16 protein-coding genes and 1 tRNA gene are annotated in these 16110 nt (G+C 62.2%); 13 read left to right on the forward strand and 4 right to left on the reverse strand.

Going from position 1 to position 16110, the window contains the following annotated elements; all coding sequences use genetic code 11:
- Nucleotides 1-119: 119 nt before the first annotated feature.
- Entirely contained in the window at nt 120-1061 is a 942-nt protein-coding gene (locus tag I5S59_RS14590; RefSeq protein WP_197877251.1) for a YgfZ/GcvT domain-containing protein, read from the forward strand.
- Between the two features lie 62 nt (nt 1062-1123).
- Nucleotides 1124-1933, forward strand: a complete 810-nt coding sequence (locus I5S59_RS14595; protein WP_197877252.1) for an HDOD domain-containing protein — start codon at nt 1124-1126, stop codon at nt 1931-1933.
- 11 nt (nt 1934-1944) lie between these two features.
- Here the strand turns inward: I5S59_RS14595 and I5S59_RS14600 are convergent, their stop codons facing one another.
- The gene (locus I5S59_RS14600) at nt 1945-3324 is read right to left on the reverse strand and encodes a sensor histidine kinase (RefSeq protein WP_197877253.1); all 1380 of its coding nucleotides are present in this window, start codon (nt 3322-3324) and stop codon (nt 1945-1947) included.
- Nucleotides 3317-3988 carry a response regulator gene (locus I5S59_RS14605; RefSeq protein ID WP_197877254.1) on the reverse strand — a complete coding sequence of 224 codons (672 nt, stop codon included), beginning with the start codon at nt 3986-3988 and terminating at the stop codon, nt 3317-3319. Before I5S59_RS14605 ends, I5S59_RS14600 begins: the two co-directional genes overlap by 8 nt.
- 202 nt (nt 3989-4190) lie before the next feature.
- Here I5S59_RS14605 and I5S59_RS14610 point away from each other — a divergent pair, with 202 nt between their 5' ends.
- From I5S59_RS14610 to I5S59_RS14630, 5 genes are all read left to right on the forward strand, one after another.
- Nucleotides 4191-5480: an OprD family porin gene (locus I5S59_RS14610; RefSeq protein ID WP_197877255.1), complete on the forward strand. Its 1290-nt coding sequence runs from the start codon at nt 4191-4193 to the stop codon at nt 5478-5480.
- Between the two features lie 34 nt (nt 5481-5514).
- Nucleotides 5515-6495 (forward strand): Bug family tripartite tricarboxylate transporter substrate binding protein, encoded by a 981-nt coding sequence (locus tag I5S59_RS14615; RefSeq protein ID WP_197877256.1) that lies wholly within the window; start codon nt 5515-5517, stop codon nt 6493-6495.
- A 111-nt stretch (nt 6496-6606) separates the two neighbouring features.
- Entirely contained in the window at nt 6607-7065 is a 459-nt protein-coding gene (locus I5S59_RS14620) for a tripartite tricarboxylate transporter TctB family protein (RefSeq protein ID WP_197877257.1), read from the forward strand.
- A 1-nt stretch (nt 7066) separates the two neighbouring features.
- Nucleotides 7067-8581 (forward strand): tripartite tricarboxylate transporter permease, encoded by a 1515-nt coding sequence (locus I5S59_RS14625; RefSeq protein ID WP_128324030.1) that lies wholly within the window; start codon nt 7067-7069, stop codon nt 8579-8581.
- Nucleotides 8574-9635, forward strand: coding sequence for an AbrB family transcriptional regulator (locus I5S59_RS14630; protein WP_197877258.1), 1062 nt, complete (start codon nt 8574-8576; stop codon nt 9633-9635). The genes I5S59_RS14625 and I5S59_RS14630 overlap by 8 nt, the downstream gene beginning before the upstream one ends.
- A gap of 38 nt (nt 9636-9673) precedes the next feature.
- Here the strand turns inward: I5S59_RS14630 and ung are convergent, their stop codons facing one another.
- Nucleotides 9674-10366 carry a uracil-DNA glycosylase gene (gene ung, locus I5S59_RS14635; RefSeq protein ID WP_197877259.1) on the reverse strand — a complete coding sequence of 231 codons (693 nt, stop codon included), beginning with the start codon at nt 10364-10366 and terminating at the stop codon, nt 9674-9676.
- Between the two features lie 127 nt (nt 10367-10493).
- Here ung and I5S59_RS14640 point away from each other — a divergent pair, with 127 nt between their 5' ends.
- Nucleotides 10494-11603, forward strand: coding sequence for an enoyl-CoA hydratase/isomerase family protein (locus tag I5S59_RS14640; protein WP_197877260.1), 1110 nt, complete (start codon nt 10494-10496; stop codon nt 11601-11603).
- A gap of 5 nt (nt 11604-11608) precedes the next feature.
- On the opposite strand, the gene I5S59_RS14645 is transcribed toward I5S59_RS14640, so the two are convergent.
- A complete protein-coding gene (locus tag I5S59_RS14645) occupies nt 11609-12001 on the reverse strand; it encodes a hypothetical protein (RefSeq protein ID WP_197877261.1) in 393 nt (130 codons plus the stop codon).
- Nucleotides 12002-12217: 216 nt separating this feature from the next.
- On the opposite strand from I5S59_RS14645, the gene I5S59_RS14650 reads away from it, so the two are divergent.
- The 5 genes from I5S59_RS14650 (at nt 12218) to I5S59_RS14670 (ending at nt 16077) form a co-directional block, all read left to right on the forward strand.
- On the forward strand, nt 12218-13708 hold the full coding sequence (locus I5S59_RS14650) for a sensor domain-containing diguanylate cyclase (RefSeq protein ID WP_197877262.1): 1491 nt from the start codon (nt 12218-12220) through the stop codon (nt 13706-13708).
- Nucleotides 13701-13922 carry a cysteine-rich CWC family protein gene (locus I5S59_RS14655; protein ID WP_197877263.1) on the forward strand — a complete coding sequence of 74 codons (222 nt, stop codon included), beginning with the start codon at nt 13701-13703 and terminating at the stop codon, nt 13920-13922. The genes I5S59_RS14650 and I5S59_RS14655 overlap by 8 nt, the downstream gene beginning before the upstream one ends.
- Before the next feature lie 26 nt (nt 13923-13948).
- Entirely contained in the window at nt 13949-14641 is a 693-nt protein-coding gene (locus I5S59_RS14660; RefSeq protein ID WP_197877264.1) for a pseudouridine synthase, read from the forward strand.
- 321 nt (nt 14642-14962) lie between these two features.
- The gene (locus I5S59_RS14665) at nt 14963-15847 is read left to right on the forward strand and encodes an alpha/beta fold hydrolase (protein WP_197877265.1); all 885 of its coding nucleotides are present in this window, start codon (nt 14963-14965) and stop codon (nt 15845-15847) included.
- A 156-nt stretch (nt 15848-16003) separates the two neighbouring features.
- A tRNA-Gly gene (locus tag I5S59_RS14670) sits at nt 16004-16077 on the forward strand.
- The last annotated feature ends 33 nt before the right edge of the window (nt 16078-16110 follow it).

The raw sequence follows: 16110 nt of genomic DNA on the forward strand, positions 1-16110 counted from the left end.
GAACACGCGACGTTGGTCCGTAGTTCTGCGCAAAAAATGACAGAGGGGCCAGCTCAACTACCTATTTTTCCGGCAGCGCTCTATCATGGTCCCCAGTCTTATCTACCCTGCGATGTCCCATGGCCGATTCCGCTTTTTTCTGCACCCTTTCCCACGAAGGCGTCCTCGCCGTCCGCGGCTCGGACGCTGGCAAGTTCCTGCAAGGCCAACTGACCTGCAACATCAGCTACCTGGGCGACAGCACCAGCAGCCTCGGTGCGCGCTGCATGGTCAAAGGCCGCATGCAGTCGAGCTTTCGCATCCTGCCGGAGGGTGACGGCTACCTGCTGGCGATGGCCCGCGAACTGCTGGAACCGCAACTGGCGGACCTGAAGAAATACGCCGTGTTCTCCAAGGCCAAACTGACCGACGAGAGCGACGCCTGGGTGCGCTTTGGCGTGCACGGCGGTGAAACCGCGCTTGAGGCGCTGGGCCTTGAAGTGCCGGCGCAAACCGACGCGGTGACGCGCCATGACGGGCTGATCGCAATTGCCGTGTCGCCCGCGCGGATCGAACTCTGGGTTGCCGCCGATCAGGCAGAACACGTGAAGGCGCAACTGGCTGAACAATTGCCGCAAGCCGACCTCAACGACTGGCTGCTCGGGCAGATCCGCGCCGGTATTGGCCAGGTCATGGCACAAACCCGCGAGCTGTTCATCCCGCAGATGATCAACCTGCAGGCCGTGGGCGGTGTCAGTTTCAAGAAGGGCTGCTACACCGGCCAGGAAATCGTTGCGCGCATGCAGTACCTGGGCAAACTCAAACGCCGTCAGTACCGCGCAGCCCTGACAGGACAGGAGCTACCCGTGCCAGGCACCGAAATCTTCTCGCCAACCCACAACTCGTCGGTAGGTGAAGTGGTGCTGTCGGCACGCAACGCCGAGGGCAGTGAACTGCTGGCTGTGTTGACCGCCGATGCCGTGGCCGACAACAACCTGCATGTGGGCAGCCCCGATGGCCCGCGCCTGGACCTGCTGTCGTTGCCTTACGAACTGGATCGCGACCGCGAGATCCAGCGCTGAGCCCGCCCTGCCCCGGCGCTTGGATGACCGGGGTTGTCCATGAACAACGCTAGAGAATCACGATGAACAATCTGGCCGAGATGGTCCAGACCCAGTTGCTGGCTGCCATCGACAACGATGACCTGGTGCTGCCGACCTTACCCGAGGTGGCACTGAGTATTCGCGAGGCCGCCGAAAACAGCGAAATCAGTGTCAGCGCCCTGAGCAAAGTCATCGGCCGCGACGCTGCCCTGTCTGCACGCCTGATCAAAGTGGTGAACAGCCCGTTGCTGCGCGCCACGGTTGAAGTCACCGACCTGCAAACCGCCATTACCCGCCTGGGCATCAACTACAGCTGCAACCTGGCCATTGGCCTGGTGATCGAACAGATCTTCCACGCGCGTTCTGACGTCGTTGAGAAAAAAATGCGTGAAGTCTGGGCCTCCAGCCTGGAGGTCGCGGGCATCAGTTATGAACTGTGCCGGCGCTACACCCAGCTCAAGCCCGACCAGGGTGCCCTCGCCGGCCTGGTTCACCAGATCGGCGTGCTGCCGATCCTGACCTACGCCGAAGAACACAACGAGCTGCTCTCGGACCCGGTGTGCCTGAACTATGTCATCGACCAGATTCACCCGGTACTGGGCGACAAGATCCTCAGCACCTGGGAATTCCCCGAGCAACTGGTCAAACTGCCCGGACAGGTACTGGACCTTCACCGCGGCAGCAACCGGGTCGACTACGTGGACGTCGTCCAGATTGCCCGGGCCCTGAGCCATGCCACCGGCAAGGTGCAGCCCCTGGCAACCCTGCCCGCCTACCAGCACCTGGGGCTGCCAGCCGGCACGGAACTTGAGGCTTGCGACCTGCTCAACGCCCGTGCCTTGTTCCGTTGATCAACGCTGCGCTAGCCCACTGAAAAACTCACCCGAACCTTCAGGCCACCGCGCTCACCATCGTGCAGGCTGATCTGTGCCAGATGGGCGCGGCAGATTTCGCCGACAATCGCCAGGCCCAGACCCGTGCCCTGGGCACTGCGCCGATAAAAGCGCTCGCACACCCGCTCGCGCTCCTCCTCGGGAATACCCGGTCCATCATCTTCAACCTCCAGCACACCCGGCGCGTAGACCCGCAAAATCACATTGCCGCCTTTGGGCGTATGCGCCAGGGCGTTGTCCACCAGGTTGCTGAGCAACTCGTTGAGCAAGGTCGGTTCGCCGCGCACATGAACAGGCGCCTCGGCTTCCAGCGCCAGTGCTACACCACGGGCGTAGGCCAGCGGCGCCATCGCCATGCCCAGTTCGCGGGCCAGCTGGCTCAGGTCGAGCAGCTGCGCCCCGCCCTCGGCGATTGCCCGCGCACCGTTCTCGACCCGCGCCAGCGACAACAGCTGGTTGGCCAGGTGGGTCAGGCGGTCGGTACCTTGCGCGGCAGATTCCAGAGTGTCACGCCAGACCTGCGGCTCGTTTGAGCGCAGGCCCAGTTCGACCCGGGCCTTGAGGGCGGCCAAGGGTGTGCGCAACTCATGCGCTGCCTCGGCGATAAACTGCGCCTGGCGCTCGAACTGCACACGCAGGCGTTCGGTGAAGTGGTTCAAGGCGCGCACCAGCGGGCTCAGTTCGCGCTGTACCTCGATCAGCGGCAAGGCGCGCAAGTCATCCAGCTGACGCTCCTCCACGGCGCTGCGCAAGCGCTCCAGCGGACGCAAGGCGGCGCTGACGGCAAACCACACCAGCATCAACGCACCGAGCGCCAGCATCCCCAGCCGCAACAGGGTATCGGCCATCAGGCCACGCGCCATGCGCACCCGTGCTTCTTCGGTCTCGGCCACGCGGATTTCGGCCATACCGTTCATGTTCGGCTCGGTAACGGCCTTGAGCAGGCTTACCACGCGCACGTCCTGCCCCAGGTAGCGGGCGTTGTAAAAGCGCGCCAGCGCCGGGTAATCATCGGTACGCGGGGTGCCGGGCGGCGGTGCGGGGAGGTTTTCGTAGCCCGAGATCAGGCGTTGGTGAATGTCGTTGACCTGGTAATAGATGCGCCCGGCACTGTCATAGGCAAAGGTATCCAGCGCGACATAAGGCACATCGGCGCTGAGGCTGCCGTCACGCTGGGACAAGCCCGCGGCAATGGTGCGCGCCGACGCCAGCAGGGTTCGGTCATACGCTGTGTCGGCGGCTTCGCGACCGTTCCAGTAAGCACTCAAGCCACTGGCCAGCATCAATACCACCAGCAGCAGTGCCAGGTTCCACAGCAGCCGCCCGCGCAGGCTGCCGGTGTCACGCATCGCGGTGCTCAAGCAGGTACCCGAGCCCCCTGAAGGTAACGATGGCGACGGCATGCCCATCGAGCTTCTTGCGCAGGCGATGGACATAGATTTCGATGGCATCGGCGCTGGCTTCTTCATCCAGGCCGAAAACCTGAGCGGCCAGTTGCTCCTTGCTCATCACCCGCCCGGGGCGTGCAACCAGGGCCTCAAGCACTGCTTGCTCGCGGGAAGTCAGGGTCAGCAATTCGTTGCCGAGGGTAAAGCGCCGGGTATCGAGGTCATAGACCAGCGGCCCGCAGCGCTGCTGGCGCTCCCCACCCAGCACGGTACGCCGCAACAGGGCCTTGACCCGCGCTTCGAGCTCGGTGAGTTCAAAGGGTTTGGCCAGGTAGTCATCGGCGCCCAGGTTCAGGCCATGAACCCGGTCCTTGACGTCGCTGCGCGCGGTCAGCATCAGCACCGGCAGGGTCTTGCCACGGGCACGCAGGCGCGCCAGCACCTCGAAGCCGTCCATGCGCGGCAGGCCCACATCAAGCACGGCCATGGCATATTCCTCGGTGGACAAGGCCAGGTCGGCGGCCACGCCATCGTGCAGCACATCCACGGTCAGGCCGGCACTTTTAAGGGCCTGGGCCACGCTTTCAGCCAGCTGCAGATGGTCTTCGACGAGCAGCACACGCATCGATTTCTCCCGGTCACGTCGCGGTCAATGCCGCGGAGTGTACAGCTGACAGATCAGCTGTGAAGCCTTCGTAACAATGAAAAGCTGCTGAAAGGTTAGCGAAAGGTTCAGCCCCTAGCATCGTCTGACGGCTCACTCTGCTTGCCGTACAACCGAACCTCGATGTTCGAACTAATAAGAACAAAAACGGAGTTTCAAGACGATGCTGTCCATGCAGCCACAGGCCTGTGTGCCTACCCGCCGATTACCTTCCCGCCAGACCGCAGTTGCCAGCGCCCTTGCCCTTGCCGGCGTCGCCCCGCTCAGCCAGGCCGCCTTCTTCGATGACAGCAAGGCCAGCTTCGAAACCCGCAACATGTACTTCAACCGCGACTTTCGCGACGGTACCAGTGCCCAGCAATCCAAGCGTGACGAATGGGCCCAGGGTTTCATGCTCAACTTCGAGTCGGGGTATACCGACGGCCCGGTCGGTTTTGGCCTCGATGCCCTGGGGATGCTCGGCATCAAGCTCGACTCCAGCCCCGACCGCACCGGTACCGGCCTGCTGCCCACCCACGACGATGGCCGCGCGGCCGACGAGTATTCCAAGCTCGGCCTGACCGGCAAGGTGAAGATTTCGGCCACTGAACTGAAAGTCGGCACCTTGATTCCTGAACTGCCCACCCTGCAGCCCAACGACGGCCGCATCCTGCCGCAGACCTTTGAAGGCGGGCTGCTGACCTCTGGCGAAATCAAGAACCTGACCTTTACCGGCGGGCGCCTGGAAAAAGCCAAGGACCGCGACGACACCAACAAGGAAGACATTGCCCTCAACAACAAGAACGGCCGTTTTCTCGGTACCGTTGCCGGCAATCACTTCGACCTCGCGGGCCTGGACTACAAGTTCACCGACAAAATCACCGGCAGCTATCACTGGGCACAGCTGGATGATGTCTATCGCCAGCACTTTGTCGGCATGATTGCCAGCCAGCCGTGGGGCCCGGGCACCTTCGGCGCCGACCTGCGCATGGCGTTCAGCGACGACCAGGGTCAGGCACGCGGCGGCAAGATCGACAACACCTCGCTCAACGGCATGCTCAGCTATGGCCTCAAGGGCCACAAGTTCAGCGCCGGTTACCAGCACATGTCGGGCGACAGCGCCTTCCCTTACGTCGACGGCTCCGATCCGTACCTGGTCAACTTCGTGCAGATCAACGACTTCGCCGGTAAAGACGAACGCTCCTGGCAAACCCGCTATGACTTTGACTTCGTCACGCTGGGGATTCCCGGCCTGACCTTCATGTCCCGCTACATCAGCGGCGATAATGTCAGCCTGGCCAATGGTGGTGAAGGCAAAGAGTGGGAACGCGACACCGAGTTCAAGTACGTGGTGCAAAGTGGCGCCCTGAAAAACGTCGCCGTGCGCCTGCGCAACGCTACCTTCCGCTCCAACTTCACCCGCGATGCGGACGAAGTGCGGCTGCTGGTGAGTTACAGCCTTGCGTTGTGGTAATCCCCGATAACAATAATGCTCACGGAGATCGACGATGAACTTTTCACTGCGCCGCATTGCCCTTGCCACCAGCTGCCTGCTGCTCGCCGGTAACGTCCTGGCGAACGAACCCAAACGCCCTGAATGCATCGCCCCGGCTTCCCCCGGCGGCGGTTTCGACCTGACCTGCAAGCTGGTGCAAAGCGCCCTGGTCAACGAGAAAATCCTCAGCAAACCCATGCGCGTGACCTACATGCCCGGCGGTGTTGGCGCCGTCGCCTACAACGCCGTAGTCGCTCAGCGCCCGGCGGATGCCGGGACCCTGGTGGCCTGGTCGAGCGGCTCGTTGCTCAATCTGGCCCAGGGCAAGTTCGGCCGCTTCGACGAAAATGCCGTGCGCTGGCTGGCAGCAGTGGGTACCAGCTATGGCGCCATTGCAGTGAAAAACGATTCGCCCTACAAAACCCTCGATGATCTGGTTGCCGCGCTGAAAAAAGACCCGAGCAAAGTCGTGATTGGCTCCGGTGGTACCGTCGGCAGCCAGGACTGGATGCAAACCGCGTTGATCGCCAAGGCCGCCGGGATCAATCCACGCGACCTGCGCTACGTCGCCCTCGAAGGGGGTGGAGAAATTGCCACGGCGTTGCTGGGTGGGCATATCCAGGTGGGCAGTACCGACATCTCCGACTCCATGCCACACATCCAGAGCGGTGACATGCGCCTGCTGGCGGTGTTCGCCGAAAACCGCCTGGACGAGCCGGAAATGAAGAACATTCCGACCGCCAAAGAGCAGGGTTACGACATTGTCTGGCCTGTGGTACGTGGCTTCTACCTGGGGCCGAAGGTCACCGATGCCGAGTACGACTGGTGGAAAGCCTCGTTCGACAAACTGCTGGCCTCGGAAGAATTCGCCAAGCTGCGTGACCAGCGCGAACTCTTCCCGTTCGCCATGACCGGCGCCGAGCTGGATACCTATGTGAAGAAACAGGTGGCCGACTACAAAGCCCTGGCCAAGGAATTCGGGCTGATCCAGTAAGCCCTGCTTTTCCCCAGCGATCCCGTAGAAGCGGACTCTCCGGCGTCCCGGTGAATCCGCGCCTACACGGTCGGCGACCCATGTTTGTGAACCTCACAGAGGACACGCGCGATGATCCTGCAACGCGTCTTTGCCCTGTTTTTGCTGGCGCTCTGCGCCGCCCTGGCAGTCATGGCCTGGCCTTACCAGGCTGCATTTTCCTACGAACCGGTTGGCCCTCGTGCCTACCCCTTGCTGATGCTCGGCCTGATGGGCCTTGGTCTGCTTTACCTGGCATTTCGTCCTACGCCCATCGTGCACAAAGAGGACGAGCCGGAACTGGACCGCGAAACCCTGAACAAGATTGCCATGTGCATCGGCTTGCTGCTGGTGTTCGCCGCCACCTTCGAGCCCCTCGGTTTCATTGTCAGCAGCATCTTGATCGGCGTGCCCATGGCACGGCTCTACGGCGGGCGCTGGCTGCCCAGCGTGATGATCATCGGGTTGATGAGCATTGCCCTGTACTGGCTGTTCGACCGCGTCATGGATGTCCCTCTGCCCCTCGGCCTGCTCGACGTTCTGGAGAATTGACATGGATACTCTCAGCTACCTGGGCCAGGGCTTCGGCGTCGCCCTCAGCCCCTACAACCTGGTCACGGCCCTGGCCGGCACCCTGATCGGTACCGTGGTCGGCCTGCTACCCGGCCTGGGGCCGATCAATGGCGTCGCCCTGCTGATCCCGATTGCCTTTGCCCTCGGCCTGCCACCGGAGTCGGCACTGATCCTGCTGGCGGCGGTGTACCTGGGCTGCGAGTACGGCGGGCGGATCAGCTCGATCCTGCTCAACATACCCGGCGAAGCCTCCACCGTGATGACCACCCTCGACGGCTACCCCATGGCCCGCCAGGGCCTGGCTGGCGTGGCGCTGTCGCTGTCGGCCTGGAGCTCGTTCATCGGCGCCTTTATCGCTACCTGCGGCATGGTGCTGTTCGCTCCCTTGCTGGCGAAATGGGCGATCGCCTTCGGGCCGGCGGAGTACTTCGTGCTGATGGTGTTCGCCATCGTCTGCCTGGGCGGCATGGCGGGCGACCGGCCGCTGAAAACCTTTATTGCCGCATTGATCGGTCTGTTCCTGTCCAGCGTCGGCATCGACGCCAACAGTGGTGTGTACCGCTTTACCGGTGACAGCGTGCACCTGGCCGACGGCATTCAGTTCGTAGTGCTGGTGCTGGGCCTGTTCTCAATCAGCGAGATTCTGTTGCTGCTGGAAAAGACCCACCACGGCCACGAAGCGGTAAAAGCCACCGGCCGCATGCTGTTCAACTTCAAGGAAGCTGCCTCGGTCTTCGTGGTGAACATCCGCTGTGGCCTGCTCGGCTTCATCATGGGTGTACTGCCCGGTGCCGGCGCAACCCTGGCCAGTGCCGTGGCCTACATGACCGAGAAACGCATCGCCGGCGCCAAGGGCACTTTCGGCAAAGGTGACAAACGTGGCCTGGCCGCCCCTGAAACCGCCATCGGTGCCTCCTGCTGTGGCGCCCTGGTGCCGATGCTGACCCTCGGTGTCCCGGGCTCGGGGACCACTGCGGTGATGATCGGCGCACTGACCCTGTACAACATCACGCCGGGGCCGATGCTGTTCGAACAGCAACCGGACATTGTCTGGGGCCTGATCGCTTCGCTGTTCATCGCCAACATCATGCTGGTGATCCTCAACATCCCGATGATCCGCATCTTCACCCGCATTCTGGCCGTGCCGAACTGGGCCCTGGTGCCGGTGATCGCGATCATTACCGCGATCGGCGTGTATGCCGTGCATGCCACCACCTTCGACCTGTTCCTGATGATCGGTATCGGCATCTTCGGCTACATCCTGCGCAAGCTGGACTTCCCGCTGTCGCCGATTCTTCTCGGGTTCATTCTCGGCGGGTTGATGGAGCAGAACCTGCGCCGCGCGCTGTCGATCTCCAACGGCGCCCTGGACATCCTCTGGTCCAGCCCGATCACCTTGAGTGTGTGGGGCCTGACCATTGCCATGATGCTGTTGCCGTTGCTGCGCATCTGGCGCAAACGCAGTGTGCAGCGGCGCGCCCTGGCCGATGTCTGACCGGTTGCTGAAGCTGTATTGGGCCACAGGGCTGGTCGGTCTGGCAGGCGGGTATCTCGCCAGCCAGGTCGGCTGGCCTTTGCCGTGGATGGTCGGCTCGTTGCTGGCGATCATCCTCGTGCGCTGCCTGACGCCCTGGCAATTGAGCGAAATACCCGGCGGGCGTAAATGCGGGCAGTGGATCATCGGCATCGGCATCGGCCTGCACTTCACCCCTGCGGTAGTCGAGCAGGTGGCGAGCAACTTCGGCCTGATTTTCTGCGGTGCGCTGATTACCAGTGTGTCCAGCGTGGTCGGCATCTGGTTGTTGCGCCGCACCGGTGAAGACCGTGCCACGGCGTTTTTTTCCAGCATGCCGGGGGGATCGGGAGAGATGGTCAACCTCGGTGCGCGCAATGGTGCCAACCTCAGCCAGGTTGCCGCCGCGCAGAGCCTGCGGGTACTGGCCGTGGTGCTGTGTGTGCCGGCGCTGTTCAAGTACCTGCTGGGCGATGGCGTACCGATCACCCATGCCGGGAGTGTCAGCTGGGGCTGGCTGGCGCTGATCTGTCCGCTGGGGCTGGTCATGGCCTTGCTGTGGCAGCGCTTGAAACAACCCAACCCCTGGCTGTTCGGCCCGTTGCTGATCGCCGCCATTGCCAGTGTCGGTGCCGACCTGCAGATCGCCCTGCCCGACGGCGCCAGCCAGGTGGGCCAGTGGTTGATCGGCAGCGGCCTGGGCTGTCATTTCAACCGTGCCTTCTTTCGCCGCGCGCCGTCGTTCCTCGGCCGCACCCTGATCGCCACGGCCCTGAGCATGCTCATCGCCGCTGCGGCAGCCTGGACCTTGAGCCACCTGACGCAACTGGACCTGCGCTCCCTGACCCTGGGCATGATGCCGGGCGGCATCGCCGAAATGAGCCTGACCGCCGAAACATTGCAACTGTCGGTGCCACTGGTAACGGCACTGCAGGTGATGCGCCTGCTGTTTGTGCTGTTTCTTGCCGAACCGCTGTTCCGCCACTGGATCAGCGAACGCGCGACTCCCGGCCCAGACAGCAACAACGGCAATTGAGGGGCGACGCCAATGGGGCTGCGCTGCAGCCCCGTCTCCTAGAGCGGCGGCAATGCCCACTGCACGGGCGTCAGGCCATGCTGCTCGAGGAACTTGTTGGTGCGGCTGAAATGCCCGCAGCCCAAAAAGCCGCGATAGGCAGACAACGGCGACGGGTGTACCGACTTGAGCACCAGGTGCTTGGTGCTGTCGATCAGCTTCTGCTTGCTCTGCGCGTGCGCGCCCCACAGCAGGAACACCGTGTTGGGCTGATGCTCGCTGACCAGTTCAATAATGCGGTCAGTGAAGAACTCCCAGCCCTTTTTGGCGTGGGAAGCGGCATTGGCGCGCTCTACAGTCATGGTGGTGTTGAGCAGCAACACGCCCTGGTCTGCCCAGTGCTGCAGGCAACCGTGCGCAGGAATCTCGATGTTCAGGTCGCGGTGCAGCTCCTTGTAGATGTTGACCAGCGACGGCGGTGTCGGGATGCCCGGCTGTACCGAAAAGCACAAGCCATGGGCCTGACCCGGACCGTGATATGGGTCCTGGCCGAGGATCACCACCTTGACCTGATCCAGCGGTGTGGAGTTGAGCGCATTGAAGATCAACGGGCCAGGCGGGTAGATCTCTTTGCCCGCGGCGTATTCCTGGCGCAGGAATTCGCGCAGCTGCTGCATGTAAGGTTGCTCGAACTCAGCGCGCAGCGCTTCTTTCCAGCTCGGTTCGAGTTTGATGCGATCGTCGTCAGTCATGGGGTCATCCGTAAACAATGGCGCGACACTAGGAAAGCTGCCCGGACTTGTCAATCGATCCGACCGGCGACCGACGTAATCGTCAGCAACGACCATACTTGTGCGGATAAACGTGAAGAGGTCGCCCATGGTTGCCGTACTGCATGAGGAACTCACGGGTGTCGATGGCGCCCGCATTGGCGTCATTACGCTGAACGCCCCGCAGGCGCTCAATGCGCTGTCGCTGCCGATGATCGAAGTCATCGACGAACAGCTCAAGGCCTGGGCCGAAGACAGCGACATCGTCTGTGTGTTACTGCGCGGCAATGGCAGCAAGGCCTTTTGCGCCGGTGGCGAGGTGCGTAGCCTGGCACAGGCGTGCCGTGACCATCCTGGCCAGGTGCCGCACCTGGCGACACAGTTCTTCGCCAGCGAATACCGCCTCGACTACCGCCTGCACACCTACCCCAAGCCGCTGATCTGCTGGGCACACGGCCATGTACTGGGCGGCGGCATGGGGCTGATGCAAGGCTCGGCCATTCGCATTGTCACCCCGGGCAGCCGCCTGGCGATGCCGGAAATCAGCATCGGGCTGTACCCGGATGTCGGTGCCAGTTGGTTCCTTTCGCGCCTGCCCGGCAAGCTCGGGCTGTTTCTCGGCATGACCGGTGCGCCGATCAACGCCTGCGATGCGCTGGACCTGGGGCTGGCCGATCGCCTGCTGGGTGAAAACCAGCAGGAAGCGTTGCTCGATGACCTGCTGCAGCTGAACTGGCAGGAGCAGACCGCCCTGCAACTCAACAGCCTGCTCAAGGCCCATCAGCATCAGGCGGCTACCGAACGACCTGCTGCCCAGTGGCTGCCACGGCGCAAACAGATCGACACCTTGCTCGATGTGGCGGATCCGGTCTGCGCCTGGCGGGCGATTGCGGCGCTGCGCACCAGTGACGACCTGTTGCTGGCCAAAGCAGCACAAACCATGCTCGACGGCAGCCCGCTGACCGCCCATCTGGTCTGGGAGCAGATCCAGCGCGCCAGGTACCTGTCATTGGCCCAGGTGTTCCAGATGGAATACGCCATGAGCCTGAACTGCTGCCGACATCCGGAATTCAGCGAAGGGGTGCGTGCGCGCCTGATCGACAAGGATCAAAAGCCGCACTGGCACTGGGCGAACATCGCCCAGGTGCCGAAAGCGGTGATCGACGCGCACTTTGCCAAAGTCTGGGAAGGCCGCCATCCCCTGGCCGACCTCGCCTGAGGCGATCAGCGATGCCAGTTGCGGTCCGGCCAGCCACTGTGGTCGCGGTTCTGCCCCGAGGGCTGCGCCCGGTAACGGTCGTTACCCCGGCCCGGATGCGGTTGGTAATAATGGCCGGGGGCCGGGCGGTAATACTGCGGTGATGACCGGTAGTACTGGGGAGAAGGACGGTAATAGTGCGGTGCCGGCCGGTAGTAGTTAGGCGGCGGCGCGTAATAGCGAGGCGGTGGCACTACATAATAGCCACGGTTGTAGGGGTAGGCAGGCCGGTAATAACCCGGATAACCATAGCGGTCGGCGGTGTAGACCTCGGTGCGGTAGTAACCGTTACCTCCGTAAGGAACACAAGCGGTTGTCAGCAAACTCAGCACTGCAACAAGCAAAAGTCGGCGATACATGGCGGCCTCCCGGACCGCGGAACTGCCCATCCCAGCGACGCTGGTCGGCGCCGACAGACAAGCGCCCGTCGACATTAACTAAGACCACGAAATGCCCCGCCGGTGCCGATCCTGCAATAATTTGAAACAACGCCAATACCCATTATATTTGTCCAGTTATTTATCGGCTCAGCCACTAGAATGAACGGCATTGGCCTATACCAAGGGAATGACCAATTGCCTCGATCCGCGGTGTTTTCGCAGCGCTCACTCATCCTGACCTTGCTGCTGTTGTTGGGCTGCGGATTCCTCGCAACGTCCCTGATCAGTTACTTTGCCTCGCGCAGCGCGATTCGCGACAGCATCATCAACACCGAACTGCCGCTGACCTCCGACACGGTCTATTCGGAAATCCAGAAGGACCTGGTGCGGCCGATCCTGATTTCCTCGATGATGGCCCACGACACCTTCCTGCGGGACTGGGTACTGGGCGGTGAGCGCGACACGGCGCAAATCTCCCGCTACCTCAACGAGGTCATGGGCCAGTACCGCGCCTACACCGCCTTTTTCGTCTCCAGCGCCAGCAACAACTATTACCAGGCGCAAAAAGGCGTGCTCAAACAGGTCAACCCGCAGGAGCCGCGCGACACCTGGTATTACCGGGTGCGAGACATGGCCGCCCCCTACGAGATCAACGTCGACCTGGACATGGCCAACCAGGACAAGCTCACCGTCTTTATCAACTACCGGGTATTCGACTACAACGGCAACTTCATCGGCGTCACCGGTATCGGCCTGACCGTCGAAGCCGTGGTCCATCTGATCGATGACTATCAGAAACGCTACCAGCGCCAGGTATTCTTCGTGGACCCGAAAGGCGACGTGGTGCTGACCGGCTCCAATGGCGGTACCGACGCGATCCGCGTCGGCCAGTCGCTGCACGAGCTGGGGGGACTGCAGGATGTGCTCAAGCAGATGCCCGGCGCGGTCACCGGCAGTCACGAATACCGTGGCACGGACGGCCATAGCCATTTTCTCAACGTACGCCTGGTACCGGAGCTGAACTGGTACCTGTTCGTCGACAAACGCGAAGGGGCGGCGCTGGACAAGATCCGCCAGTCGCTTTACCTTAACCTGGCGATCTGCGCCATGATCGGCCTGGTGGTGCTGTCGTTGCTCAATGCCATGGTCAAGCGTCACCAGGACAATATCGAGACCCTGGCCACCCGCGACAGCCTCACTGGCCTGCCCAACCGTCGTGGCTTTGACCTGCTGGCGGCCCAGGCGCTGCTCGAAGCCCAGCGCGAGCCCAAGCCGCTGGTCGCGCTGTTGATCGACCTCGATCACTTCAAGGTGCTTAATGACACCCATGGCCACCTGGCCGGCGACGAAGTCTTGCGCCAGTTCGCCCAGGTCCTGGAAAACTGCCTGCGCCTGTCGGACATCATCTGCCGCTGGGGTGGCGAGGAGTTCATCGTGCTGCTCAAGGACACCGACGGTGCACAAGCGCGGGAAGTCGCCGAAAAAATCCGCCTGCGCACCGAACAGCTGAAGTTCACCTTCGCCGACCGCCCGATTACCCTGACCACCAGCATCGGCTTGAGCTGCCTGCAGCCTGAAGATACCCTGCACAGCCTGATCGCCCGTGCCGATCATGCGCTCTACCGTGCCAAACAAAGCGGACGCAACCGCGTTTGCGTAGAAATGCTCAGGTCCGACTATGCATGACCCTCAACACTGCCCTGCCTGCGGCGCCAGCAACCGCTGCAGCCTTGCCGACCCGCGCACGGCAACCAACGCCTGCTGGTGCTACAGCGTCAGCATTGCCCCCGAGGTCATTGCGGCGCTGCCCGCCGAGCAGCGCAACAAGGCATGCCTGTGTCCCGCCTGCGCCCAGGTGCTGGAGCAACTCGAGGCGGCAAAATCGCTGCCCGGCCGTTAAACTGCAACGCCCTGCCCCGAGCCTGTATGCGCCTCGATCGATTCCTCAGCAACCTGCCCTGTTTCAACCGTCAGCAAGTACGCCTGCTGCTGGCTGAGCGACGGGTCCGTGTCGACGGCCATTGCGTCAGCGACCCGCACCTGGAGGTACGCGAGTTCAGCCGTATCGAGGTCGACGAGCAACTGCTGCAAGCCGGGCGGCCTGCGCGCTACCTGATGCTGCACAAGCCCCAGGGCTGCGTCAGCGCCACCCAGGACCCCGAGCACCGCACCGTGCTCGACCTGATTGATGAAACCGACAAACACGAGTTGCACCTTGCCGGGCGCCTGGACTTCAACACCACCGGCCTTATGCTGCTGACCAATGACGGCCAGTGGTCACGGCGCCTGACCCAGCCGCAAACCAAACTGGCGAAGATCTACTACGTCGAAACCGAACAGGTGATCGAGCCGCACTACATCGAAAAATTTCGCCAGGGCTTCTACTTTGCCTTCGAAGACCTCACCACCCTGCCCGCCGAACTGACCCTGCTCGGCCCGCGCTCGGCCCGCCTGAGCATCGTCGAGGGCCGCTACCACCAGGTCAAACGCATGTTCGGCCACTTCGACAACAAGGTGCTGCGCCTGCACCGCGAGCGCATGGGGCCGCTGCAACTGGACCCGGGCCTGCGCCCAGGCGAGTACCGCGCCCTTTACCCCGAAGAAATCCTGGCAATCTGAGGCGAAGACCGCCTGGCGGAAAATTTTCCTCAATCGTCCCAAAGGCACTTGCGGGTTACCCGCCTGGCTGCTTGAATCCAATCGTCGGTCTGCATGTGACTCATTGGTCACGCCCGCAGTCCAAGACACCTTTTTGCTGGCTACCCGTGCCTCGAAGTACTGGAGTCCGGCAGATTGCCCACCTAGAACAATACCGGTCGACCGCAGTCTCCAGGATCGACAAGGGCCCTCAGTTTCTCTTCAAGGCGCATGCCTACCTGTCATAAAGAACGCACATTCTTACATGTGCGAACACCCTTTCTTGCGCCAGGAGTCGACGACATGAGGCCAGAAATTGCTGTGCTTGATATACAAGGTCAGTATCGGGTTTACACGGAGTTCTATCGCGCAGACGCCGCTGAGAAGACGATCATCCTGATCAATGGTTCACTGGCCACGACGGCATCATTTGCCCAGACCGTGCGTAACCTGCACCCGCAGTTCAACGTGGTGCTTTACGATCAGCCCTATGCCGGCAAATCCAAGCCGCACAACCGCAACGAGCACTTGCTGACCAAAGAAGCCGAAGGGCAGATCCTGCTGGAACTGATCGACCACTTTGCCGCCGACCATGTCATGTCGTTTTCCTGGGGTGGCGCCTGCACTTTGCTGGCCCTGGCGCACAAGCCACGGCGCGTGGAAAAGGCGGTGATCAGTTCGTTCTCGCCGGTGATCAACGAGCCGATGCGCGACTACCTCGAACGCGGCTGCCAGTTCCTCAGCACCTGCGACCGCTATCAGGTGGGCAACCTGGTCAACGACACCATCGGCAAGCACTTGCCGTCGCTGTTCAAGCGTTTCAACTACCGGCACGTCAGCAGCCTCGATAACCACGAGTACGCGCAGATGCACTTCCACATCAACCAGGTGCTCGACCACGACCTCGACAATGCCCTGCGTTCGGCCCGGGTCATCGACATTCCGGTGCTGTTCATGAATGGCGAGTGGGACGAGTACACCACCATTGGTGATGCCAGGCAGTTCAGCCAGCACGTGCGCAACAGTCACTTCAGTGAAATCCGCGCGGCGGGCCACTTCCTCGACATGGAACACAAGGCAGCGTGCAACGCCACGCGTGACGCCTTGCTGGGCTTCCTCAAACCCACCGCCCGGGAGTCCCGCGTACGCAGTTCGTACGTCCAGGAGCATCATGCACTGGCGATCTGAGCCCCCTGGTTGGCGGTAGCACAGCCTCCTGCATCAGCGGCCCGCAAGGGCAGAAGGAAGATGCAAGACCTCGCGCTACCGGCCACCGACCCGGGCTTTTTTGCACGCCAAGGCTTCAAATCGCAGCGCGCTTCTGGTACAACGTCAGCCCTGAAAGCGGGTGTCGTATAATGGCATTACTCCAGCTTCCCAAGCTGATAACGAGGGTTCGATTCCCTTCACCCGCTCCAGTTCTTCCAAGGTACGCAAGCTGAACGCTTCTA

It is taken from the genome of Pseudomonas alkylphenolica (assembly GCF_016009175.1).
GTDB lineage: Bacteria > Pseudomonadota > Gammaproteobacteria > Pseudomonadales > Pseudomonadaceae > Aquipseudomonas > Aquipseudomonas alkylphenolica_B.

What these genes read in the sequence shown, in the direction of transcription:
- I5S59_RS14590 (WP_197877251.1), top strand. Translation starts at nt 120, where the DNA reads ATGGCCGATTCCGCTTTTTTCTGCACCCTTTCCCACGAAGGCGTCCTC.
- I5S59_RS14595 (WP_197877252.1), top strand. Translation starts at nt 1,124, where the DNA reads ATGAACAATCTGGCCGAGATGGTCCAGACCCAGTTGCTGGCTGCCATC.
- I5S59_RS14600 (WP_197877253.1), bottom strand. Translation starts at nt 3,324, where the DNA reads ATGCGTGACACCGGCAGCCTGCGCGGGCGGCTGCTGTGGAACCTGGCA.
- I5S59_RS14605 (WP_197877254.1), bottom strand. Translation starts at nt 3,988, where the DNA reads ATGCGTGTGCTGCTCGTCGAAGACCATCTGCAGCTGGCTGAAAGCGTG.
- I5S59_RS14610 (WP_197877255.1), top strand. Translation starts at nt 4,191, where the DNA reads ATGCTGTCCATGCAGCCACAGGCCTGTGTGCCTACCCGCCGATTACCT.
- I5S59_RS14615 (WP_197877256.1), top strand. Translation starts at nt 5,515, where the DNA reads ATGAACTTTTCACTGCGCCGCATTGCCCTTGCCACCAGCTGCCTGCTG.
- I5S59_RS14620 (WP_197877257.1), top strand. Translation starts at nt 6,607, where the DNA reads ATGATCCTGCAACGCGTCTTTGCCCTGTTTTTGCTGGCGCTCTGCGCC.
- I5S59_RS14625 (WP_128324030.1), top strand. Translation starts at nt 7,067, where the DNA reads ATGGATACTCTCAGCTACCTGGGCCAGGGCTTCGGCGTCGCCCTCAGC.
- I5S59_RS14630 (WP_197877258.1), top strand. Translation starts at nt 8,574, where the DNA reads ATGTCTGACCGGTTGCTGAAGCTGTATTGGGCCACAGGGCTGGTCGGT.
- ung (WP_197877259.1), bottom strand. Translation starts at nt 10,366, where the DNA reads ATGACTGACGACGATCGCATCAAACTCGAACCGAGCTGGAAAGAAGCG.
- I5S59_RS14640 (WP_197877260.1), top strand. Translation starts at nt 10,494, where the DNA reads ATGGTTGCCGTACTGCATGAGGAACTCACGGGTGTCGATGGCGCCCGC.
- I5S59_RS14645 (WP_197877261.1), bottom strand. Translation starts at nt 12,001, where the DNA reads ATGTATCGCCGACTTTTGCTTGTTGCAGTGCTGAGTTTGCTGACAACC.
- I5S59_RS14655 (WP_197877263.1), top strand. Translation starts at nt 13,701, where the DNA reads ATGCATGACCCTCAACACTGCCCTGCCTGCGGCGCCAGCAACCGCTGC.
- I5S59_RS14660 (WP_197877264.1), top strand. Translation starts at nt 13,949, where the DNA reads ATGCGCCTCGATCGATTCCTCAGCAACCTGCCCTGTTTCAACCGTCAG.
- I5S59_RS14665 (WP_197877265.1), top strand. Translation starts at nt 14,963, where the DNA reads ATGAGGCCAGAAATTGCTGTGCTTGATATACAAGGTCAGTATCGGGTT.